At 49.1% G+C, this 21,050-nt stretch carries 20 protein-coding genes; 14 read left to right on the top strand and 6 right to left on the bottom strand.

Translation table 11 applies throughout. From position 1 onward, the window contains the following. Window positions 1–36 precede the first annotated feature (36 nt). Window positions 37–1,245 carry a glycosyltransferase family 4 protein gene (locus TH61_RS04295; protein WP_066506277.1) on the bottom strand — a complete coding sequence of 403 codons (1,209 nt, stop codon included), beginning with the start codon at window positions 1,243–1,245 and terminating at the stop codon, window positions 37–39. Window positions 1,246–1,338: 93 nt separating this feature from the next. Continuing rightward, window positions 1,339–2,331, bottom strand: coding sequence for a gliding motility lipoprotein GldB (gldB, locus tag TH61_RS04300; RefSeq protein WP_066506278.1), 993 nt, complete (start codon window positions 2,329–2,331; stop codon window positions 1,339–1,341). A 67-nt stretch (window positions 2,332–2,398) separates the two neighbouring features. Here gldB and TH61_RS04305 point away from each other — a divergent pair, with 67 nt between their 5' ends. Then, entirely contained in the window at window positions 2,399–3,097 is a 699-nt protein-coding gene (locus TH61_RS04305) for a porin family protein (RefSeq protein WP_066506280.1), read from the top strand. A gap of 119 nt (window positions 3,098–3,216) precedes the next feature. Here TH61_RS04305 and TH61_RS04310 read toward each other — a convergent pair whose 3' ends face one another. From TH61_RS04310 to TH61_RS04320, 3 genes are all read right to left on the bottom strand, one after another. Then, window positions 3,217–4,824 (bottom strand): Rne/Rng family ribonuclease, encoded by a 1,608-nt coding sequence (locus tag TH61_RS04310; RefSeq protein ID WP_066506283.1) that lies wholly within the window; start codon window positions 4,822–4,824, stop codon window positions 3,217–3,219. Window positions 4,825–5,047: 223 nt separating this feature from the next. Next, complete coding sequence (locus TH61_RS04315; protein WP_066506286.1) at window positions 5,048–5,947, bottom strand: tetratricopeptide repeat protein; 900 nt, start codon at window positions 5,945–5,947, stop codon at window positions 5,048–5,050. Between the two features lie 60 nt (window positions 5,948–6,007). After that, on the bottom strand, window positions 6,008–6,313 hold the full coding sequence (locus TH61_RS04320) for an HU family DNA-binding protein (protein ID WP_066506288.1): 306 nt from the start codon (window positions 6,311–6,313) through the stop codon (window positions 6,008–6,010). 185 nt (window positions 6,314–6,498) lie between these two features. Here TH61_RS04320 and mutY point away from each other — a divergent pair, with 185 nt between their 5' ends. The 10 genes from mutY (at window position 6,499) to recG (ending at window position 17,378) form a co-directional block, all read left to right on the top strand. Continuing rightward, window positions 6,499–7,575 carry an A/G-specific adenine glycosylase gene (mutY, locus tag TH61_RS04325; protein ID WP_066506293.1) on the top strand — a complete coding sequence of 359 codons (1,077 nt, stop codon included), beginning with the start codon at window positions 6,499–6,501 and terminating at the stop codon, window positions 7,573–7,575. Window positions 7,576–7,623: 48 nt separating this feature from the next. Next, window positions 7,624–8,100: a single-stranded DNA-binding protein gene (locus TH61_RS04330; RefSeq protein ID WP_066506295.1), complete on the top strand. Its 477-nt coding sequence runs from the start codon at window positions 7,624–7,626 to the stop codon at window positions 8,098–8,100. Between the two features lie 28 nt (window positions 8,101–8,128). Then, window positions 8,129–9,487 (top strand): transporter associated domain-containing protein, encoded by a 1,359-nt coding sequence (locus tag TH61_RS04335; protein ID WP_157600550.1) that lies wholly within the window; start codon window positions 8,129–8,131, stop codon window positions 9,485–9,487. Then, window positions 9,474–10,076: a gliding motility lipoprotein GldD gene (gene gldD, locus TH61_RS04340; RefSeq protein ID WP_066506298.1), complete on the top strand. Its 603-nt coding sequence runs from the start codon at window positions 9,474–9,476 to the stop codon at window positions 10,074–10,076. The genes TH61_RS04335 and gldD overlap by 14 nt, the downstream gene beginning before the upstream one ends. Before the next feature lie 150 nt (window positions 10,077–10,226). Continuing rightward, entirely contained in the window at window positions 10,227–11,141 is a 915-nt protein-coding gene (locus tag TH61_RS04345; protein ID WP_066506301.1) for a M28 family peptidase, read from the top strand. A 26-nt stretch (window positions 11,142–11,167) separates the two neighbouring features. Further along, window positions 11,168–11,695, top strand: coding sequence for a GNAT family N-acetyltransferase (locus TH61_RS04350; RefSeq protein ID WP_066506304.1), 528 nt, complete (start codon window positions 11,168–11,170; stop codon window positions 11,693–11,695). Window positions 11,696–12,053: 358 nt separating this feature from the next. Further along, window positions 12,054–12,788 (top strand): hypothetical protein, encoded by a 735-nt coding sequence (locus TH61_RS04355; RefSeq protein WP_066506307.1) that lies wholly within the window; start codon window positions 12,054–12,056, stop codon window positions 12,786–12,788. Between the two features lie 210 nt (window positions 12,789–12,998). Next, on the top strand, window positions 12,999–14,297 hold the full coding sequence (locus tag TH61_RS04360; RefSeq protein ID WP_071887903.1) for a metallophosphoesterase: 1,299 nt from the start codon (window positions 12,999–13,001) through the stop codon (window positions 14,295–14,297). A gap of 497 nt (window positions 14,298–14,794) precedes the next feature. Continuing rightward, a complete protein-coding gene (locus tag TH61_RS04365) occupies window positions 14,795–15,136 on the top strand; it encodes a zinc ribbon domain-containing protein YjdM (RefSeq protein WP_066506313.1) in 342 nt (113 codons plus the stop codon). Between the two features lie 145 nt (window positions 15,137–15,281). Continuing rightward, window positions 15,282–17,378: an ATP-dependent DNA helicase RecG gene (gene recG, locus TH61_RS04370; RefSeq protein ID WP_066506316.1), complete on the top strand. Its 2,097-nt coding sequence runs from the start codon at window positions 15,282–15,284 to the stop codon at window positions 17,376–17,378. Window positions 17,379–17,463: 85 nt separating this feature from the next. Here recG and TH61_RS04375 read toward each other — a convergent pair whose 3' ends face one another. Further along, the gene (locus TH61_RS04375) at window positions 17,464–17,655 is read right to left on the bottom strand and encodes a hypothetical protein (protein ID WP_066506318.1); all 192 of its coding nucleotides are present in this window, start codon (window positions 17,653–17,655) and stop codon (window positions 17,464–17,466) included. Window positions 17,656–18,078: 423 nt separating this feature from the next. Between TH61_RS04375 and TH61_RS04380 the strand changes: the two genes are divergently transcribed. From TH61_RS04380 to TH61_RS04390, 3 genes are all read left to right on the top strand, one after another. Then, window positions 18,079–19,530: a hypothetical protein gene (locus TH61_RS04380; RefSeq protein ID WP_066506320.1), complete on the top strand. Its 1,452-nt coding sequence runs from the start codon at window positions 18,079–18,081 to the stop codon at window positions 19,528–19,530. Window positions 19,531–19,590: 60 nt separating this feature from the next. Further along, complete coding sequence (locus TH61_RS04385; RefSeq protein ID WP_066506324.1) at window positions 19,591–20,079, top strand: hypothetical protein; 489 nt, start codon at window positions 19,591–19,593, stop codon at window positions 20,077–20,079. Between the two features lie 342 nt (window positions 20,080–20,421). After that, window positions 20,422–21,018 carry a hypothetical protein gene (locus tag TH61_RS04390; RefSeq protein WP_066506328.1) on the top strand — a complete coding sequence of 199 codons (597 nt, stop codon included), beginning with the start codon at window positions 20,422–20,424 and terminating at the stop codon, window positions 21,016–21,018. Window positions 21,019–21,050 lie beyond the last annotated feature (32 nt).

Raw genomic sequence — 21,050 nt, forward strand, 5'->3', positions numbered from 1 at the left:
TACCCCTAAGCTAGGAAAATTTACCTAAACGGCCAGTTACCGGCTTTTTCTGGTAGCCACTACCCGTTCAAAGATACTTTCTAAGGCAGGCACCATCTGCAGCCTGTCAAATTGGGTTTCAGCCACTTTTCTGGCGTTTACATTCATTCTTTGTAAGGCAGCTTTGTCGTGTAAGGTGTTTTCTAGGGTTTGCGCTAGTTGAGCGCTGTCTCCCGCGGGCACATACCAACCGCACTGGTGCCGTTCTACCAGTTCTTTGGTCCAACCAGGATTGGTGACGATGACCGGTGTGCCCGTAGCCAGACTATCAAACAACTTACCCGGCGAGTTAGCCTGTAACACCGGCAAATCAATAAACGAAACCACCGACACCTCTGCCAGCGCAAACAAGGTAAAAACCTTATGCCGTGGCAGCGGCGGAAGCAAGAGCATGTTGGGCAACTCCTGGCTCGCTTTCTCTAACAGCGGTTCGTCAAAGCCCTGGCCCGTGAAGACAAAGACAATGTCTGTTCTGTGCTGCAGGCGTCTGGCGGTTTCAACTAAAAGCGGCATGTCATTGGCCCGCCCGTAGGTACCGGCATAAAGCACTACCTGCTTCCCCTCCAATACCAAATCTTTACGCAGCTCATCTTGCTGTATTTGTGTTACGCGGCCCAGGTCTACTTCAGTCCCGTTTACAAAGGTGGTTACCATCTCAGGAGAGATGTTTTGGGACAGGATGTACTCCTCCATGCCTTTAGACAACGGAATGATATGATCAGCGGAACGGTACAGGCTTTTTTCTAACCGATAGAGTTGGTTCTGCAGAAACTTGGAGGGCACTGCGCCCATCTCAATGGGGAAAGAGGGCCACAGGTCCTGCACCTCAAACACCCACGGCACCTTTCTCAAACCGGCTACTTTGCTGGCCGCCCAAGCAGTGGTCAAGGGTGTAGACACTCCCCAGATGACGTCGGGCTTGGGAATTTTGAGGCCTTTGGTAAGAGCATGCATGGCAAAGCTCCCGAAGGCTTGTAGCCGCCGCACCTTCCCCATTCTGTTATGATAGGGCACGTGCACCGAAACCAATTCTACCCCGTCTGGCACCCAAGGATAGTCACGCGTGAGGCGCTTGCTTTCCCAGGCATCTGAGGTAATTAAGGTCACTTGGTGCCGCTTCACCAACTCCTCCATAAACGTATAATGCCGGCACGTGGCAGGGCAGTCTGGGTTATGGTGGTATTGATGAAACAGTGCTATGTGCATGTATAAAGTGAGGAATCGTTTTTGGCCTGTTTTCTAGAAATTAGGCCAAAAACGGAGGGTTCTAAAGGAGGAGCTTCAGTGCTGGGCTAAAGATTACTGTTTCTGAGGCTTGTACTTAGACTGGTCCAGAATCTTGCGGGCATCCTTCTCGTTCATCAACTGCGGAAGTGTAATGTCTGGGTTGTTGGCCATGTACTTGCGCACAATCTGCCAGCCTACCCACGCACCCACGCGCCCCGGGCACCGTTGGCTAATCTCAGGTACGTTGGGCCGTTCGCCAATGTATTTTCTAATAGTGAACTGACTGGTCTCATAGAGCAGGCCTTTCTCAATGAAATGCGCCCAAACCTTGGCTTCGTTGTGCTGCACATCTGCTATGGACTGGCCGGTGTAGCCAATGATGAGGGAGTCTGGCGTGCAGGGCATCATGCGCTCTACAAAATAATAGGACTTGCCGTAGTCTATCATTTCTTCCAGCATGGTGCTGTTCACAAAGTCCGTCTTGTTGAATTTGTTAGACACTAGCAGCATGACAGACGGCGCCAGGTTCTCTTTCTCATAGCGCTCCAAAATGTATTGCGGCGCCTGCGGGCGGTAGGCTGCCTTGCGGCCAATGAAGAAGTCCAGTCCCAGCACAATCAGGCTGTCAGACACCAGCAGGTCCCGGTTTAGGCCAGAGATGAAGGACTTGACCGGCGGCACATAGAAGGACGGGTAATAATGTTTCACGTGCTTGAAGCCGTTCTCCAGTTCCGTCTCCACGGCAGACAAATCCCCGAACGCGGCGTCCGCCTGCTTCACTAACTTGGTAAGGCTGGTGTCTGTGGCTAGCTTCAACAGGCCTTGGGCCAGCATTTCTTCTGACGGGTAGCCTTTGCGTTGCAGGAACCGGTCGGCAAAAAGAGGCTCCTCTTGCAGGAATGTTTGCATCTCAGGCATGGTCTTGATGGAGAAGAAACGCTTTTCCAGTTGCTCCACTTCTACCTTTACCGGCAGTTTGGCAATCTCCTTGGGTATGTCACAACCCTTCTTCTGACAGCCAAACCATAGTACTGCACTAAAAAATAACAGCAAACGTCCTTTCATTGTATTCCTTCTTTATCTTTAAGCCAAATTTACTTAACATTCACCAATACCTTCTTATTCTTATAACATGAAGATGATTCGTTGCATCACAGCCACTGCGTTTGCCTTGGCTCTGTTTTTCAGTTCGTATAACGCAAGCGCCCAGGTAGAAATTGGCGTGAAGATTTCCCCTTCTTTGGCGTTCAGCCGCACCATTGCACAAGATAAGTATAAGTTTGAGGCCGAAGGCTCTAAACCGGGCTTTGGCGTGGGCGTGGTGGCAGACTACTTCTTTGGCACAAATTACGCGGTGTCTGGCGGTCTAACCTACAACATCAAAGGCGGAAACGTGTCTTATGACTATTCTTACCCAGACCCAGCTTCTACAGGTACTATAAGAGTACAAGGCAAAGACGAATTGAGCCTACAGTACCTAGAGATTCCTATCGCCTTGAAATTGTTCACCAATGAGATTACCACAGACACGCGTTTCTATTTCCAGGCAGGTACGTCTTTGAACACCATGCTCAATGCCAAGGTGAATGAGAAGAAAGTAGATGATGGTGGTGACAAATTCACCAAGCGTTTCAACACCTTTGAGATTGATGTCCTGATTGGCGTGGGCGCTGAGAAGAAGATCGGCGAAAGCACTAAGCTCTTTGCGGGCATTACCTACCACCGTGGCCTAACCGATGCAGATGATGCCTATTACGCAGACCTGTTTGGAGATGACAAAGTAGAATTAAAGAACAACTCCTTCTCCCTAGACCTAGGCGTTAAGTTCTAAACATCATTTTTGGCCTGTTTTCTGAAAAACAGGCCAAAAACGGAAGAGTATATTAAAGAAGAAGCCCCTGTCTCTGTTGAGGCAGGGGCTTCTTCTTTAATATGATAAGAGGCAGTAGGTTATTCTTCTACCACCACGTCTCTGTCTTGCAGACTGTTCACTTCTGAGTAAGCCGATTTCAGCTCAATCTCATCACCGTGTTCGTCCATCACTTTGAATTCTGTGAGGGCAAGCGCCGTATCCTTCATCACGTTCACCCACTTCATGTGTTTCAAGAACCATCTCCGTTGTTTGGAGAGAATGCCCTTGGTGTAGTAGGCGTGTATAAACGGATGCACGTACAGCGTAATGTTTTTCTGATTCTGGCGGGTCAACAGATCGTCAATGGTCTGATCTATGTCATCCGTCACTAGAATGCTAGCCGAGATCTTACCGCTTCCCTGACAGGTAGGGCAGACTTCACCGGTTACAATATTTTGCTCAGGCCGTACGCGCTGGCGGGTAATCTGCATGAGTCCGAATTTGGAGATAGGCAGCACCGTGTATTTGGAACGGTCCTTCTTCATCTCTTCCTTCACTACATCCTGCACTTTTTGCCGGTTCTCGGCAGACTTCATGTCAATAAAGTCTACTACAATGATTCCCCCCAGGTCCCTAAGGCGCAGCTGACGCGCTACCTCTTTTGCCGCGGTAAGATTCACATTCAAAGCGGTGGCTTCCTGGTCTGTCTCAGAGTTGGATTTGTTGCCGCTGTTCACATCTATCACGTGTAGGGCCTCTGTGTGTTCAATCACCAGATAGCCACCCCCCGGAATGCTCACTGTCTTCCCGAAAAGGGATTTCAGCTGCTTTTCAATGTTAAAGTGTTCAAAGGTTTTCACCTTGCCCGAATAGTGCTTCAGAATCTTCAGCTTATCCGGGGCGATGGTCTCAATGTAAGTTTTGATCTCGTCGTACAACTTAGCGTCGTCTACCACGATGTTGTCAAAACTTTCATTCAAAATGTCTCTCAACATGGAGGAGGAGCGTCCTAGCTCCCCAATCACTTTGTCACGCTCTTTGGCGGTCTTCAAAGTGGTAATCCCTTCTTCCCAAGTGGCCAACATGCCACGCAGGTCCTTGTCCAGTTCCGCTACTTCCCGGCCTTCGGCCACGGTCCTGATGATGACGCCAAAGTTCTCCGGTTTAATGGAGGTGATGAGGCGTTTCAGGCGGGTGCGTTCCTCTTTGCTGACAATCTTCTTAGACACGCTTACCGTGTTAGAGAAGGGTACCAGCACCAAGTAACGCCCGGCTAGGGAAATCTCACAAGAGAGACGCGGCCCTTTGGTGGAGATAGGCTCTTTGACAATCTGTACCAAGATCTGCTGTCCTTTTTTAAGGACGTCTGCCATCTTGCCCAGCTTTTCAATTTCAGGCTCAAACTTAACTTGGTTCAGCTTGGCGGTGGCGTTTCTCTGGTTCTGCACCACTTTCACAAATTTGTTGAGAGTCTTGATGTTCTCTCCCAAATCATGGTAGTGCAGGAAGGCGTCTTTGGAGTACCCAATGTCTACAAACGCTGCGTTCAGACCGGGCATTACTTTTTTGACGGTTCCCAGAAAAATATCTCCAACAGAGTAGTTTGTGTCATTTCTATCAAAATGATACTCTACTAGTCGCTTATCCTGAAGAAGGGCTATTCGTTCTCCATCTTGAGTAGAATTAATAATTAATTCGTTACTCAATGTGTCAGATGCTTAGATGAAAGAATATACCAAAAGCCCACCATTGCCTAAGACAGGCAATGTGGGCTTTTAAGATCAAAGGGCTATGCCTTATTTTTTCTTATGTCTGTTTTTGCGCAGACGCTTCTTTCTCTTGTGGGTAGCAATCTTATGTCTTTTTCTTTTTTTACCGCAAGGCATAGTCTTGATCTTTTTATAAGTGAAAAATATTTTAACTCTAGTGTTACTGGGCGCTGTTCATCTTCTGCAGATAACCGTCTACAGAAGCCAGCACCTCTGGGTCTTTGCTTAGCTGCTTTACCTTGGCAAATACCTTTTGGGCCTCTGCCTTCTGCTTGGTCTCTGCCAAAGACACACCTAGGTAGAAGTTACCGTCAATGTGGTTAGGGTTAACCAGCGTCAGCTCCCTGAAACGCTCTACCGCCTTGTCATACTGATTAGACTGCATAGACAGCACGCCCAGGTTAAAGAGCGCCTTTTCGTTTTTAGGGTCAGAGGCAATCACCTCTCTTAACAGCGTCACCCCTTTCATAGGGTTGTCACTGGCAATATAGGTCATGGCCGTGTTTGTCTTGGCATCCAGGTTAGAAGGGTTGTTTTTCAATACCTTCTCATAAAGCTCGCGTGCTTTCTGGCCCATGGCTTGGGACCTTTCTTGCGTGGCGGCAAAACTGAATGCCTCAAAATACTGGTCTGCCGCTTTCTGGAAGCTCTTCTCACCAGGTCTTACCAGCGCCGCCTGCTCATAAAAGTAACCGGCACTGTCATACTTGCTGATGTTGGCAAACTTCTCACCCAACTGCGTGGCTAGCTGGCCTTTTGCCTGGCTGTTGCTTTCCCGGTTGAACTTGGCGCGCAACTCTGTCAGCTCTTTTAACTGAGCGGGCGTAGCGGCAGCGTGGGCCTCTTTGGGATTGCCTGGCATGGCCGCTGGTGCCTCTTTTGCGTGGTCTTCATGGCCCTCATGGTTAGGATCATGGTCTGTCTGCGCAACAGGGGCAGCGGTGCCGTCAGCGGCAAATGTACCTTTCTTATCTTTGTTTATAATCACCTTTGGCAAAAGAGCCAGCACAACCACCAGCAAAACGGCAGAAACGATAAGCGCTAAGCGTCCTTTTGACATAATTCTTTTAAAAAGAAAGGATTAAAACACAGATTTTAAGACTGCAAAGATACTAAAACCTTAGGAAACAACCGCTTCCTTGATTTTTTTGCTGTTTTTGATCTTAGCTACAAAGGTCTTAGACGGTTTGAAGCTAGGGATAAAGTGCTCATCAATGATGATAGACGTGTTCTTAGAGATGTTACGTGCTACCTTCTTGGCGCGCTTCTTATTCACAAAGCTTCCAAAGCCACGCACATAAATGTTATTGCCATCGGCCATAGAGTCCTTAACCACTTTGAAGAACGCCTCTACGGTTGCCGTAACATCAGATTTCTCAATCCCTGTCTTGTCCGCAATTTCTGATATAACTTCTGCTTTAGTCACTTGTTTAATCGGTTAATATTGAGTGAAGATGAATATGTTTGTTGCAACTTGGCCGCACTGCTGCAGCACTCCGAAATCGGGCTGCAAAGGTAGGCGGCCTTTTTGGAAAGTAAAACATTTAATTAAAAAATAAACTGTGTTTTTATTTGCATACCAACAGCAAACCAACACGTTAAAGACCGCACATGCCCTCTCCTACCCCCGCTTTCTTTAGTTCTGCGCTTATCCAGTGGTACCACCGGCACCAGCGCGCCTTGCCTTGGCGCGAAACCCGCGACCCGTACGCTATCTGGTTGTCAGAGATTATTTTACAGCAGACGCGGGTAAAACAGGGCCTGCCGTATTACCTGCGGTTCATAGAGCGCTTCCCTACGGTCTCTGACTTAGCAAACGCCCCGCAGGATGAAGTATTGCGCCTCTGGCAGGGGCTGGGCTATTATTCCAGGGCCCGCAACCTGCACTTCACGGCCAAGCAGGTAGTGGAGGAGTTTGGCGGCAAATTTCCGGGCACGTACCAAGAGTTATTGAAGCTCAAAGGCGTAGGAAGTTATACTGCCGCCGCTATTGCCTCCTTTGCCTACAAGGAACCGGTGGCCGTACTGGACGGCAACGTATACCGCGTGCTGTCCCGGGTCTTTGGCAAGCATGAGAACATTACCGCGCCCGCCAGCAAGAGAGTCTTTGAAGAACTGGCCAACACTTTGATTTCCGTAGACGAGCCAGACACGTTTAACCAAGCCATCATGGAGTTTGGCGCCATCCAGTGCACCCCCATCGCGCCCGACTGCCTGTTCTGTCCCTTACAGCAGACGTGTTTCGCGTTTTTGAACGGCTTGGTGAGCGCCCTGCCCGTCAAGGAGAAAGCCAAAAGCAGCCGGCAGCGCTTCTTCCATTATGCCGCCCTAAAGGTGGGCGACCAAGTGTACATGAAAAAGCGCACCCAGAATGATATCTGGATGGGCCTGTATGACTTTTTCTTGGTAGAGTCTGAGGCACCCGGCCTGCCGCCGCAAGAAGTGCATGCCTTGCTAGAACAGGACCTAAACACCCCGCTCCCTAGCTTTAAAGTGATTGAGAAGACGTATAAACACGTCTTGAGTCATCAAAAAATTATGGCGCAGTTTTACCTTGTTTCGCTCTCTGTCCGTTTAAGGGATGAGGTAGAAGAATCTATTGGCCTAAGTCTATATAGCTTAGAGGAAATAGAGGAATTACCCAAAGCAGTCTTGATAAATTCGTTTTTGAAAGACCACTTATTTTAGCTATATTTAATCTACAGTTATCTATTTTTGCACTTTTTGAACCAAGATATGGCAAGCATTAACAAAGTAATTTTAATAGGAAATTTGGGCAAAGACCCAGAGGTGCGTCACTTAGAAGGCGGCGTGGCCGTGGCCCGTTTCCCGTTGGCTACCTCTGAGACGTTCAAAGATAAAAACGGTGACAAGCAGGAGCGCACAGAGTGGCACAACATTGTGGTTTGGCGTGGTCTAGCCGAGGTCACTGAGAAGTACCTCAAAAAAGGGCAGTCTGTCTACATTGAGGGCAAGATCAGAACCAATAGCTACCAAGACAAGGAAGGCGTGCAACGCTACAGCACAGAGATTGTGGCAGACAACATGACCATGTTGGGTAGCCGCACCGAAGGTGGTTCTGGCAACGGCACCGGCGGCAGCTATGAGCAAAGCAACGCCGCAGCTAATGCATCTGCCAGCACCTCTTCTAAAGGAAACGCATCCTCTTCCTCTTTCTCTTCTGAGCAGGAGCCAGACGACCTTCCTTTCTAAACCTTATTGTTGAACCAATACCTTCATTTTGGAAAGTATACCTTCTTTAGGAGAGCCCTCCAGTTGGGGCTCTCTACTTCTTTTTTTGCCGGCCAATGCCTCTTGGGCGTTCTGGGCCGGGCCTGTTAGCCTCATCCTTTTTTGTCTGGCGGGCATAGTGCTTCTGACGGCCGCCATGGCCGGTTTCTTAAAGCTTCTTCCTTCTTTTTCATCTGTAGAAAAAAACCCGGCGGGCCTTAGTGCGGCGGCAGAAAGACTATTGCAACAGCCCAACCAGGTCTTAGCGGCTGGCACGTTCCTGTCTACCTCCCTGCACCTGTTCCTGGCCATTGCCGCCTACCGCACCTTGGTGCGCGCCAGCCAACTGTCCACCCAACCGCAGGCGGTGGTGTGGGGCGGCCTATTCTTGATGGTGCTGCTCCTATTTGTCTTAAGGATAGCCTCGGTGAGTTGGGGCAAACGGACGAGCGCCGCAGAAGACGTTCCCTATCTTGGCTTGCTGCGCTTTGTCACGGCACTAGGCACCCCGTTTGCCAAGCTGCTACAGCCTTTGCAACAGTTTACCGGCCATACCAGAAATGTCTTGGGCACTCCCTCCGCCACCGAGGAGGCCCATATCTCTTTGGACAACAACCCGTCAGAGCCACAGTCGCCGCAGGAGAAAGGCCTCCTGAAAGCCATCATCAACTTCGGGTCTATTACAGTGCGGCAGATTATGCGCGCCCGGGTAGACGTGATGGGCATCCAACGCAAAATGCCGTACCCTGCCTTAATCAAGCAGATACACCAGTGGGGGTATTCGCGCCTTCCTGTGTACACAGACGGCCTAGACAAGATTGATGGCGTGCTCTACGTAAAAGATTTACTCCCTCATTTAGGCGCGCCCACTGACTTTGTCTGGCAAAACCTGATCAGAACCCCTTACTTTGTACCGGAGACCAAGAAGATAGATGAGCTCCTGCGCGAGTTTCAGGAGCGGCACGTGCACATGGCCATTGTGGTGGACGAGTACGGTGACACTACCGGCTTGCTTACCTTAGAGGACGTGATTGAGGAGATTGTAGGCGAAATCCATGATGAGCTGGATGACGAAGAAGACCGCTACTATACGCAACTAGACGAGCATACGTTCCTGTTTGAGGGCCGCGCCTCTCTGCATGATTTCTGCAAGATCATGGACCCGCCTACAGACTTGTTCAAAGACGTACGCAACGAGGTGGAGTCCGTGGCTGGTTTAATGCTCAGGCTGTTCTCCAGAATTCCGCATACCGGCGAAGAGCTGCAACTAGGCCCCTACCAGTTTACCATTGAGTCTGCTGACAGTAAGAAAATAAAGAAAGTACGCGTGCATGAAACAGTGGCGCACCCAGAGAATGAAGAAAAATAACCTCCTTTTAGCGGTAGTTGCCCTTTTGGCAGTAGTGGGCTTTTCTGCCTGTGAGCAAGAATACACGCCCAAACCCAAAGGCTATAACCGCATAGACCTGCCGGTGGCCAAGTATACTGTTTTAAATCAGCCGCACCCGTATGTATTTGAGCATTCTGTGTATGCCAAGATTTTGAAGGACTCCTCGCGCATAGCAGAGCCGCACTGGATTGACATCTACTACCCACGGTTTGACGCCAACATCCAGCTTACCTACAAGGACTTCAACCAAGACCCCAAGAAGTTCAATGAGCTGGTAGAAGATGCCCGAAGACTCACCAGCCGGCACCAGATCAAGGCCTACGCCATTGAAGAAAGCCAGGTAAAGACGCCCACCGGCATCACCGCCAGCGTGTTTGAGCTAGAAGGCGAAGTGCCCAGCCAGTTCCAGTTCTACCTCACAGATAGCACCAAGCACTTCTTCCGAGGTGCACTGTACTTCAGGACTGCCACCGCCAATGACTCTCTGGCGCCGGTGATTGAATACATCAAAAAAGACGTGGTGCACTTGTTGAACACCTTGCACTGGTCTGACCAAGTGAAGAAGTAAAACCCGTTTTTGGCCTGTTTTTCAGAAAGTAGGCCAAAAACGACATGAACCTCAAAAAGCCGAATGACATGACACCTCGTTCGGCTTTTTGTTTGTTAACCCAATTGGTTTTGAACCTCATTTCTATCTAAGCCCCAGGCAAGTAAGGACATGAAGAAAAGCATAGTGACCGTATGTTTGTACCTCTGCCTGTTGAGCAGTTACGCCTCTCCCCAAGTAGACACGCTTAGAATAAAGCAGCACCTGACTGCCATTACCAAGACGCCCAAGCACCGCAATTATCAAAACGTAGACCAGCTTAACCAGACAGCCAATTATCTCATAAGTGTATTGAATCAATACACAGACAGCGTCACGGTGCAAGAGTACAAGGTAGAGGGGCAGGTATACAAAAATGTCATCGCCTCGTTTGGGATGGAGCATCCAAAGCGCATCATTGTGGGTGCCCATTATGACGTCTGCGGAAACCAGGAAGGCGCCGATGACAACGCCAGCGGCGTAGTGGGTTTGCTAGAACTCGCCCGGCTCATGAAAGGCCAAAAGTTGAACCATCGCGTTGATTTGGTCTCCTACACGCTAGAAGAGCCACCCTATTTCAGGACCGACTACATGGGCAGTTACGTGCATGCCAAATCCTTGGCAGACCAGAAAGTAGACGTCTATGGCATGATTTCTTTGGAGATGATTGGCTATTTCAAGGAAGAGAAAAAATCGCAGACCTATCCTGTGGGAATTCTGTCTTTGCTGTATGGCAACAGGGGCAACTACATTACGCTGGTAAACAAGTTTGGCGCCGGTGCCTTTGCGAAGGACTTCAGCAGGGCTTTTAAAAAAAGGGACGTCATCAACACCAAGAAATTCACCGGCCCGCCGGCCTTGCCCGGAATTGATTTCTCTGACCACCTCAACTATTGGAAGTTTGGCTACAGCGCCCTCATGCTCACAGACACATCTTTCTACAGAAACAAGAACTACCACGAGCCCACAGACACTTTAGAAACCCTAGACCTGACCAAAATGGCGAAGGTAATTGACGGAGTCTACGGCACCTTTCTTCAATTATAAATCCATTCCTTCCATATTCACCTTCAATGCCTCAACCCAGCGTCACCATCAGACCCGCCCTTCCCTCAGAATTCAAGGCCTTGGGCCAGCTCATGGTGCAGGTGTATTCCCAACTAGACGGCTTCCCGAAGCCCGAGGAACAGCCTGCCTACTACCAATTGCTGGCCAACATTGGGGATTTTACGCAGAAGCCCGGCGTAGAGCTTTTAGTAGCCATTTCTGAACAAGGTGATTTGGCCGGCGGGGTGGTGTTCTTTCATGACATGCAACACTACGGCTCTGGCGGGACGGCTACGCAAGAGAAAAACGCGGCGGGTTTTAGGTTGTTAGCCGTAGGACCAGACGCCAGAGGCAAAGGCGTGGGCAAGTTGTTGACGCAAGCCTGCATCCAGAAGACAAGAGACACCGGGCACCGGCAGTTGATCATCCACAGTACCAAAGCCATGCAGACCGCCTGGGACATGTATGAGAAACTGGGCTTTAAGCGAGCAGAGGAGCTTGACTTTATGCAAGGCGCGTTGCCCGTCTTCGGGTTTAGGCTGTCCTTGAACTAATCTACTAAGGTGTCCAAGCAATTGTGGTTTACGTTAATAAAAAACCACCCACCGATTTTGGCCTGTTTTCTAAGAAATACGCCAAAATGCGGGTGTCACAAATATTTACCCCTTATGCCCTTCTCAGATAATACTATCAGAATAAGCGGCTGCAATAACATCAAGTCCTATCTTTGAGGTAAACACCTTTTCTAACCGCAAAAGGTTTGAGGACTAATCATTCCTTTTTGCCTGTATCTTTCGCATGAAATTATTACTACCGCTTTTACTCTTTGTTTCCTCTTCTCTAGCTTTCGCCCAGAAAAAGGAAGTAATTTTAAAAGTCAAATTCTCTCCAAACACAGAATACACTACCACTATGAAGACATCTTCAAAGTCTGTGGTAAATTTTGAAGGCTCTAAGGAACAGATTGCCAAAATCAAGGCAAACGGCGTCACTCTTCCTCTTGTGGTTGAAGGACACAGTAACATGTTGTCTACCACCACTACTGGCGCTCTTCAAGCAGACCAGAGCTTTCCTGCTATTATTCAATATCAAAAGGTAGATGCCCAGCAAATTAATAATGGCAAGGAGACCGTCACAGAAAGTCCTATAACAGGACTGATTGCTAAGGGAAAGTATACCGCCGAAAGCAAGTTTCAGGTAGACACCTTAATCAGTGGCAAGATTAATGACGCTTTTAAAAAAGCCTTTAAGGCCACGCTTGAGAGCGCTCAACAAAGTCCTTACCCATCCAAACCCTTGCAAATTGGAGAAAAGTTTGAGCACAAAGTGCCTATGAGCATTCCAGTAACTGGTTCACAGCCAGTGAAACTTCTAATCACTACCATCTATACCCTAAAAGAGATGAGAGCCGCCACCGCCATTTTTGACATTGCCCAAACGGTTCAATTAGACATGTCAATTGATCAAACCAATTTAAAAGCTTCTGGGTCTGGGAAAGGGGTTTCTGAGTTTGATACCAAAAACAACTTTACCACCAAATACATTGTAAACTTGGATATGAACCTTACAATGCACGCAAATGGATTGACCATCACAACGCAGGTTAATTCCATCTCTGACCAACAAGTAGCCATCAAATCATTATAACCTCGTTTTTACATACAGACCCTTTGTCAAGCTTAGGCGTAAAACAATGACCTAACCGTTATATTCTATTAGTCGTTTTTGGCCTGTTTTCTGAGAAACAAGTTAAAAACGACTTTCCACTTTGCTCTCCTTTAAAGCCGAATGCTTGCACGCCATTCGGCTTTTTTATGAAAATTGTCTATTGAAAAAAGAAACGCCCAACCATTGCCTATGTCACCCAGAAAAACCAACCGCAGACCCGCACAAACCTTTAGAATTTTTCTCAAGTGGTCTCTCTATGCCGTGCTGGGCTATGGGGTCATTACAACCGTGGTATTTGGGCACAGCAGCATTGACGAAACCAAAGGCGTGTACCGCTTCCACTGGTCTGGGTTGGATGCGCTGGCCAATGACGAGGACTTCGGGTTTTCTACAGCCACTCCCGTGGCCACCAAGTTGGACGGGTCAGACGGGCCTTATATTTTCGGGGATCAACAGTTCATTGTTACCTCAGACAACAAACTGGTCAAGTCAAGGGTAGACTCCCGCCTGCCCATCAAAGTAAAAGCAGACAACCAAGACCAAGACTCGTTCTACGTCACCTTAAAGACTGCCTATCAGCCGCAGCAAGAGCAGTACGCCCTGCCGGCCAAGTTGATAGCCATTTCAGACATTGAAGGGAATTTTGACGCCTTCTCCAGTTTTCTCATCAAAAACGGCGTCATGGACAGGCAGTACAACTGGACGTTTGGCCAAGGACATTTGGTCTTGAACGGTGATTTTGTGGACCGCGGCGAGAACGAACCTCAGGTGCTCTGGCTCATCTACATGCTAGAAGACAAAGCCGCGGCGGCTGGCGGCAGAGTGCACTACATCTTGGGCAATCATGAAATCATGAAACTCTACGGCGACTATTCTTACACCGAGTACAAGTACCGTGAGGTGGCCAAACAAATCAGTGGCCATTCTGACTGGGACACCTCGGCCAGGGTTTTATATGGCCCTAACTCAGAGCTGGGCAAGTGGCTGAAGACCAAGAACGTGGCCGCCAAGATTGGCCCATATTTGTTTGTGCACGCCGGCATCAACCCCAACCTGTACCAGCACAAGCTGTCACTGGCAGAGATAAACCAGATTGCCCGCAAGTATTACGGCCAGGACGCCCGCGAGAAAGTAACCTCCCCCAAAGAGAAAACCGTTTTAAGCAAGTATGACAGTCCCTACTGGGACCGAAGCCTCTCCATGCACACCCTATACAGAGCCATGTACCTGCTCCGGGACCCGCTTACTGCCAACTACCATAAAACCACCCAAGCCGAGTTAGACCAGATCCTTGATTTCTATGACGCCTCCAAGCTGGTCGTAGGTCATTCCATTGTCTTTAATGTGACCACAGACTACCAAGGCAAACTGGTGAAGATTGACGTGAAACACGGCCAGGAGAAGAACAGCCCCAAAACCCAAGGCCTGCTCATAGAAAGCAACCAACTCTACCGGATTGACGGTCTGGGTAAGAAAGTGAAGCTTTAACTATAGATTGCGGGGTTTGTAAGGGTACTACAATGCTAGAGCCCTCAGTCGTTTTCGGTCTCTTTTTCAGGAAATAGGCCAAAAACGACAATTCAAAACGAGACAAAAAGAAAAGCCCCGGCGTAACCGAGGCTTCCCAACTGCCACTCAATGGCTTAACGCTCGCCCAGCGTGAAAGGTGCTTACCGTTAGCCCGTAACAGCGTAGCACAGATAGTATCTCCTTTCTTTAGTGAGTAGATATGGATATATACGAAACGCCAAATATTTTGGTATGCTTTCTAATGCCAATTTCTAACGGAAGACCCAACTATTTTCGCCTTTCTGCCTAGGCATGGCAAAGAGGAAAACTAGCTTGGCAAACTAGCCTGATCCCATTAGCCTCCCTCGTGTCTTTTCTGTAATTTTACAGAGCGGCAGAGCGGGCGTTTTTATGGTGTCTTCCAGAAAACAGGCCAAAAACGCAAAGACGCCAGCACGCCATAAAGTATACCCACCATGTCTGAAGAATTGAAACCTTGCCCTTCTTGCAGTTCCCCGTATGGCTACGCCACAGATTCCAATAGTTATGCCTGCCCTGAATGCGGGCACGAGTGGACCTTAGCCGAAGGAACTGAGGAAACAGGCCTCCAAATAAAAGACGCCAACGGAAACGTGTTGCAAAACGGCGACTCGGTGGTGGTCATCAAAGACTTACCCGTGAAAGGCGCCCCTAAACCGGTAAAGGCCGGCACAAAAGTGAAAAACATACGGCTCACAGACGGTGACCATAACATTGACTGCAAGATTGAAGGCTTCGGGTCTATGGCGCTCAAGTCAGAGTTTGTTAGAAAAGCGTAAGTTCTGGACCTTGCAGCTTTGTTATTCTTCAGGGCCTGCGGTAGCCCCACTCACCACTTTTTAGTAACTTTACAGAGCGGCTTGGCTGGCGTTTTTGGGCTATTTTCCAGAAAACAGGCTAAAAACGAGGCTGTATCTTATATAGGTGTCTTCTGGCTTTTTCCATACCAAAATTGAGTTCCTGAAGGGCGTGGGCCCGCAACGTGCCAACCTGCTGCAGCTGGAGCTGGGCATCTTCACGTACGGCGACCTCATCCAGCACTATCCCTTCCGGTACATGGACCGCACGCAGTTCCATGCCATTGCAGACCTCACCGAGGACATGCAGTACGTGCAAATCAAAGGACGCGTGCTGGAGAAAAACCTTTTGGGCGAAGGTCGCAAGCAGCGCCTGAGCGCCATCATCCGGGACGCGTCTGGAGAGATTGAGCTGGTCTGGTTCAAGGGGGTGAAGTGGATGAACGTGCAGCTGAAGGTGAACCAGGAGTACATCGTCTTCGGGAAGCCCAGCTTGTTTAATGGCAAGTTTAACATGGCGCACCCAGACCTGGAAGAGGCCGCCGAGATGAAGCAGGAACAGACCTACCTGCAACCCGTTTACAACACCACCGACAAACTCAAAAACCACCGCGTAGACAGCAAAGTCATCTCTAAGATGATGATGGAACTGCTCAAGCAGGCACCCACGCATTTGCCAGAGACGCTTACACCTGAGTTGGTAGACAACTACCGGCTGGTGTCCAAGCGCGAGGCCATGATTCAGATTCACTTCCCCAAGAACTGGGACACCCTACAGGCCGCGCGGTTCAGGCTCAAGTTTGAGGAATTGTTCTATACCCAGCTTAAGCTGCTCCGCACCCGCACCAAGCGCAAGGCAGAACTGGCCGGGCAGATTTTCAGCAAAACCCCTACGCTCACCGAGTTCTACAAAAACCACCTGCCCTTTGACCTCACCGGCGCCCAGAAACGGGTAGTCCGTGAGATTTACCAGGACGTGATTGCGGGCAAGCAGATGAACCGCCTGCTACAGGGCGATGTAGGCAGCGGCAAGACCATTGTGGCCTTCGTGACCATGCTCCTGGCCACCGACAACGGCGCGCAGGCTTGCATCATGGCCCCCACTGAAATCCTCGCTGACCAGCATTACCAAGGCTTGAAGCAGTTCGCGGATAAACTGGGGATTGTCTTGGGCAAGCTCACCGGCTCCACCAAAAAGGCAGACCGCAGAGTCTTGCATGAGCAGTTGCGCTCTGGGGAGATGAAAATGATTGTGGGCACCCACGCGCTGCTAGAAGACGAAGTGCAGTTCCAGAACCTGGGCCTTTGCATTGTGGATGAACAGCACCGTTTTGGCGTGGCTCAGCGCTCTAAGCTCTGGCAGAAGAACCCACGGGTCATTCCGCATGTGCTGGTCATGACGGCCACGCCCATCCCCCGCACGCTGGCCATGACCCTGTACGGCGACTTGGAAGTGTCTGTGATTGACGAGATGCCGGCCGGCCGTAAAGAGATTATCACCGTGCACCGCTATGACAGCAACCGCCTAAAGGTGTTTGGGTTCATACGGGAGCAGATTAAGCTGGGCCGGCAGATCTATATTGTCTACCCGCTTATTGAAGAGTCTGAAGGCCTGGAGTACAAAGACCTCATGGACGGCTACGAAAGCATTACGCGTGCGTTCCCCGAGTACCAGGTGAGCATGGTGCACGGCCGTTTAAAACCTGCAGACAAAGACTATGAGATGCAGCGCTTTGTAAAGCATGAGACGCAAATCATGGTAGCCACCACCGTGATTGAGGTAGGCGTGAACGTACCTAACGCCAGCGTGATGGTGATTGAGAACGCAGAGCGGTTTGGCCTGGCGCAGTTGCACCAGTTGCGCGGACGCGTGGGTAGGGGCGCCGACCAGAGTTACTGTATCTTGATGACGGGCTACAAACTCAGCAAGGAAGGCAAGACGCGCATTGAGACCATGGTGCGCACCAACAACGGCTTTGAGATTGCAGACATTGACTTGAAACTACGCGGACCGGGAGACTTGATGGGTACCCAGCAAAGCGGGGTTCTGGATTTATTGATTGCGGATCTGTCCAAAGATGCCACCATCTTGAAAGAGAGCCGGGCGGCGGCGCTGGAGATCATAGAAAAAGACCCTGACTTAAGTCTTCCGGAGCATGCCAACCTGTTGCGGCACATTCGGTCACTGAGTGCCAACGCCGTTAATTGGAGCAGGATCAGCTAGACTAAAGTCAAGGTCTCTTTTGGGGGAGAGTGGGGGAAAAATTAGGTTGATTTGAAAGTAAAGTTTCTGTCAGTTTTGTCCTTTTCTAGTTACTTGGGTTAAACATGTAAGAGGTCTGCTGGGTGGTTACGTTTTGAGGAGCTGTCTCCTTCATTGAATAAACATCTGCAGCCTTGGGGGATTTTTCAGTCACTACGGCATTACTTGTATCTTCTTTCAAAAACTTGCCAATGATTATAATCCCTACCAGCACAAAAATCTTAAAAATAAATTTCATAGGCGACTTGTTAACGTTGATCATTCACTCCAATAAAGTACGGGTCCAGAAGGCGTTTAAATAGATTCTGCCGGTTATCCTTTTGTTAAGGATTCATCACTTTCTTTTTCTCTATCTACCTTCCCGCTTCCCCCGCCAGAGAAGCCTAACTAGTTACGGCTTGCTTCCATTTGGGTTCTTCGTTTTAAGGAAAATTTTTTCAAAAAATGACGATTATTGAATTAATGCTCTGCTTGCTTTGTTTAATGCCAATCCCGTCTGAACTGCCTTAAACGTGGGCAAAGATACGCATTTGATTTCATAATTATTTAGCTACTAATTATTTAGACTGCAAAAAGCATTCCAACCATGCGGTTTACAGAGGGCAATTAATAGGTGAGAAGGGTAGAATCCTGCTATATTTGTAGTTAAACCTCCTTTGCCATGCTTAAAAAAATTATAATCGTTTTTTTCGCCGCGCTTTCTTTCGTTTCTGGCAATGCCCGGGCACAGCGTATAAAATCCTCTAATTTTTCATTTTTCTCTGAATCCCAGCAAGACCAGTACAACCAGCAGCTTCCGCAGAAATCTTTTGCCGTCAACAGTACAGATTTTGTAATCCTGAGCAGGAAGGCGAAAGACGCTTACGCCTTAGAACGCTATGGTAAAAACATGAAGCCACAGTGGTCCACGCCTATTGGGTTGGCCTCACAAGAAACCGTAGAAGCCTTTACCAAACAGGGCCAAACGGCCTTGGTCATTACGCACCGCATCCATCTAGAACCAGGCACCCAGGCGCTCTATGCCATTATCATTGATTTGGCCACCGGCAAAGAGCTCCAGAAGCAGAAATTGATGGAGGCACCCAGCACTGCCAGAAAACTGGTTGTCTCCCTGTCAAAGGACGGTTCCAAGCTGGTGACGCAGCAGTATTTACAGAAGGGCGATCAGTTGCAGGGCATCCAGGCCATTGTCTATGACGGCACACTTACCAAGCTCAAGGAAAGACGCTATGAGTTTCCGGTGCACACCGGTAGTTTAACAGCCCAGGTACAGATTGACAACCACGGCAGCCAATACCTGACCCTGCTCACCGAAAACTCCATGCGCTTAAGCGTGCGCCGCTACAACAACAAAGACAATGAGATCAAGGTGATGGAGGTGATGCTGGGTGGTGCCTTCAACAATGAGAAAGTGTACGTGCTGGACACCAGGTTCCAATTGGAGCAGGACAGCACCCTGTACGCCGCAGCTCTGGTGGCCGAAGAGAAAACCGGCGCCTACCGTAGCCTGAAACTGGTGCGCTTTGACTACCGCACCAACAACATGCGCTTTGCCGAGGAATTTATGTTCACCCCGGCTTTCTTGGAGCGCGTCTCTAAGGCCAACAATCTGTCCACTACCGCCCAACTGGAAGACATCTACCTGTCAGATATTTTGGTGAGCAAAGACGGCCAGCTAGTGGTGATGACAGAGAAGAAGTTCTTGGAAGCAGGGCCCGAAGGCAAGTACCGCGCCCAGGACCTGATGCTCTTCGGGTACAGCGAATACCTGCAACCCACCTGGAACTCCATGATCAAGAAAGACCAGCAAGCGCCCGCCGCAGAAGGCTTCTCCGGCATCTCGTACCGCTCACAACTCTTCGGGAACCGACTACAATTGCTGACCCTAGAAACCCTTAACGGCAAAACCGACCTGTACACCCGCTCTATCCATTTGCTGACCGGCGTTTCTGACGCTCCCAAAGCAACCGGCTTGAAACTGGCCTATGACCAGCAAGTGGCTTTCGCCAAGGACTTTACCACCTGGTTAGACGAACGCTCCATTACCGCAGTGAACAGAACGTCCAAGTCTTCTAAAGGCCTACGCTTGAGCCGCATCACTTATAAATTGTAATCAGTCGTTTTTGGCAAACCTTTTCCATTTATTCGCCTAGAGTTCATCGTTTCTCTTGTCATGCAGGACCTCACCTTCCCTTTAGAATTCACCTATAAAGCACCTGCGTTGTCCAATCAAATCACGGTGAAAGATGCACACGGGCAGATAGTCTTTTTTGTGAAGCAGGTGCATTCAGATGTTTTCTCAGAATCTTCTTTGCTCAGCATAGATCCTTTTCTAGACGAGGCCCTTGTATACAAAGATGCCTCAGAAAAGGAAATTCTTTATTCTATTAGAGCCCGCTCCTCAAAGGAATTTTATGCGGCCTTTATGTTTACAGACCATAACAACCTGCTGTTTGGGCACATTGGGAGGGTGCACTGGGATTACTTATTAAGAGCGCATTATGACGTTCTTGACCAGTATATACGGCCAGTGTTTACCATCAAAGAAGCCGAGTTCATGGTTAAGGTTACAGGACACCATCTTAGGCAAGATTCCTTTTATAAGTCTTTTAACGGGCTATTTCTTCAACCCAAGCTACTACGTCACCAAAGCAAACGGTAGTCATCTGGCCACCCTCACTAAGGAGAAGTCTTTTTGGAGTAGTAAGTTCACCTTAACCAAAGAAGGAACGTGCACGCCCCATGAGCAAGAATGACTCTTGCTGAGTATCATACTCTTGGTACTTCAAGAAAGACTCCGAGGATAAACCTTCTTAGTAGCAACTATCAGGTGGCTTGCATGTCACAAAACAGGTTGGGCGTTTTTTGCCTGTTTTACTCAAAACGAGTCAAAAACGACATCGTCTGTAAATGAGCGGGAAGTGTTATTTTCTTGGTCTGGAATTATTTGCCATCTTACTTCTTCGCAAACAATTCTATACCCGCACTACACCCACTACCCTACATGCAAGACCTCAATTTCCCCCTAGACTTTCAATTCAAAATCTCTACGCTGGCCAATGACTTCACGGTGAAAGACGCCAACGGCCAGACGGTCAGCTACGTCAAACAGAAGCTCTTCAAGTTTGTAGAGGAGGTCACCGTTTTTAAAGACGAATCACAGGCAGAGACGCTGTACAACATCAAGGCCAACCAGTGGATTGATTTTTCGGCAGCTTACATTTTCACTGACACCTATGGACAAGAGATAGGCCGCGTGGCCCGCAAAGGTTGGGCCTCCATGTGGAAAGCCCATTACGAGGTATTTGACCAATACCAGCAGCAAGATTTTACCATAAGAGAAGGCAATGCCTGGATACGCGTAGGCGATGCGTTGATGGGCCAGATTCCGCTGTTGGGTATTTTCACGGGTTACTTCTTCAACCCAAGCTACACGGTCACCCGACCAGACGGTACGCTCATAGCCACGCTTAAAAAGCAGAAAAGCTTCTTTGGCAGAAGATTCACGGTCACCAAAGAAGCTGAATTAGAAGCCGGCGAACAGGAGCGCATCATGCTAAGCTTGGTTATGATGATTCTTCTGGAAAGACGCAGAGGATAATCTGTATACCAGAGGATTTATAAAACAGAAAG

Source organism: Rufibacter sp. DG15C, assembly GCF_001577755.1.
GTDB lineage: Bacteria > Bacteroidota > Bacteroidia > Cytophagales > Hymenobacteraceae > Nibribacter.

Excerpts from the sequence above, each read along its gene's own strand:
- gldB (WP_066506278.1), bottom strand. The coding sequence starts at position 2,331 with ATGAAAGGACGTTTGCTGTTATTTTTTAGTGCAGTACTATGGTTTGGC.
- TH61_RS04305 (WP_066506280.1), top strand. The coding sequence starts at position 2,399 with ATGAAGATGATTCGTTGCATCACAGCCACTGCGTTTGCCTTGGCTCTG.
- TH61_RS04315 (WP_066506286.1), bottom strand. The coding sequence starts at position 5,947 with ATGTCAAAAGGACGCTTAGCGCTTATCGTTTCTGCCGTTTTGCTGGTG.
- TH61_RS04350 (WP_066506304.1), top strand. The coding sequence starts at position 11,168 with ATGCCTCAACCCAGCGTCACCATCAGACCCGCCCTTCCCTCAGAATTC.
- TH61_RS04385 (WP_066506324.1), top strand. The coding sequence starts at position 19,591 with ATGCAGGACCTCACCTTCCCTTTAGAATTCACCTATAAAGCACCTGCG.
- gldD (WP_066506298.1), top strand. The coding sequence starts at position 9,474 with ATGAAGAAAAATAACCTCCTTTTAGCGGTAGTTGCCCTTTTGGCAGTA.
- TH61_RS04345 (WP_066506301.1), top strand. The coding sequence starts at position 10,227 with ATGAAGAAAAGCATAGTGACCGTATGTTTGTACCTCTGCCTGTTGAGC.
- TH61_RS04390 (WP_066506328.1), top strand. The coding sequence starts at position 20,422 with ATGCAAGACCTCAATTTCCCCCTAGACTTTCAATTCAAAATCTCTACG.
- mutY (WP_066506293.1), top strand. The coding sequence starts at position 6,499 with ATGCCCTCTCCTACCCCCGCTTTCTTTAGTTCTGCGCTTATCCAGTGG.
- TH61_RS04330 (WP_066506295.1), top strand. The coding sequence starts at position 7,624 with ATGGCAAGCATTAACAAAGTAATTTTAATAGGAAATTTGGGCAAAGAC.
- TH61_RS04380 (WP_066506320.1), top strand. The coding sequence starts at position 18,079 with ATGCTTAAAAAAATTATAATCGTTTTTTTCGCCGCGCTTTCTTTCGTT.
- TH61_RS04365 (WP_066506313.1), top strand. The coding sequence starts at position 14,795 with ATGTCTGAAGAATTGAAACCTTGCCCTTCTTGCAGTTCCCCGTATGGC.
- TH61_RS04295 (WP_066506277.1), bottom strand. The coding sequence starts at position 1,245 with ATGCACATAGCACTGTTTCATCAATACCACCATAACCCAGACTGCCCT.
- TH61_RS04375 (WP_066506318.1), bottom strand. The coding sequence starts at position 17,655 with ATGAAATTTATTTTTAAGATTTTTGTGCTGGTAGGGATTATAATCATT.
- TH61_RS04355 (WP_066506307.1), top strand. The coding sequence starts at position 12,054 with ATGAAGACATCTTCAAAGTCTGTGGTAAATTTTGAAGGCTCTAAGGAA.
- TH61_RS04360 (WP_071887903.1), top strand. The coding sequence starts at position 12,999 with ATGTCACCCAGAAAAACCAACCGCAGACCCGCACAAACCTTTAGAATT.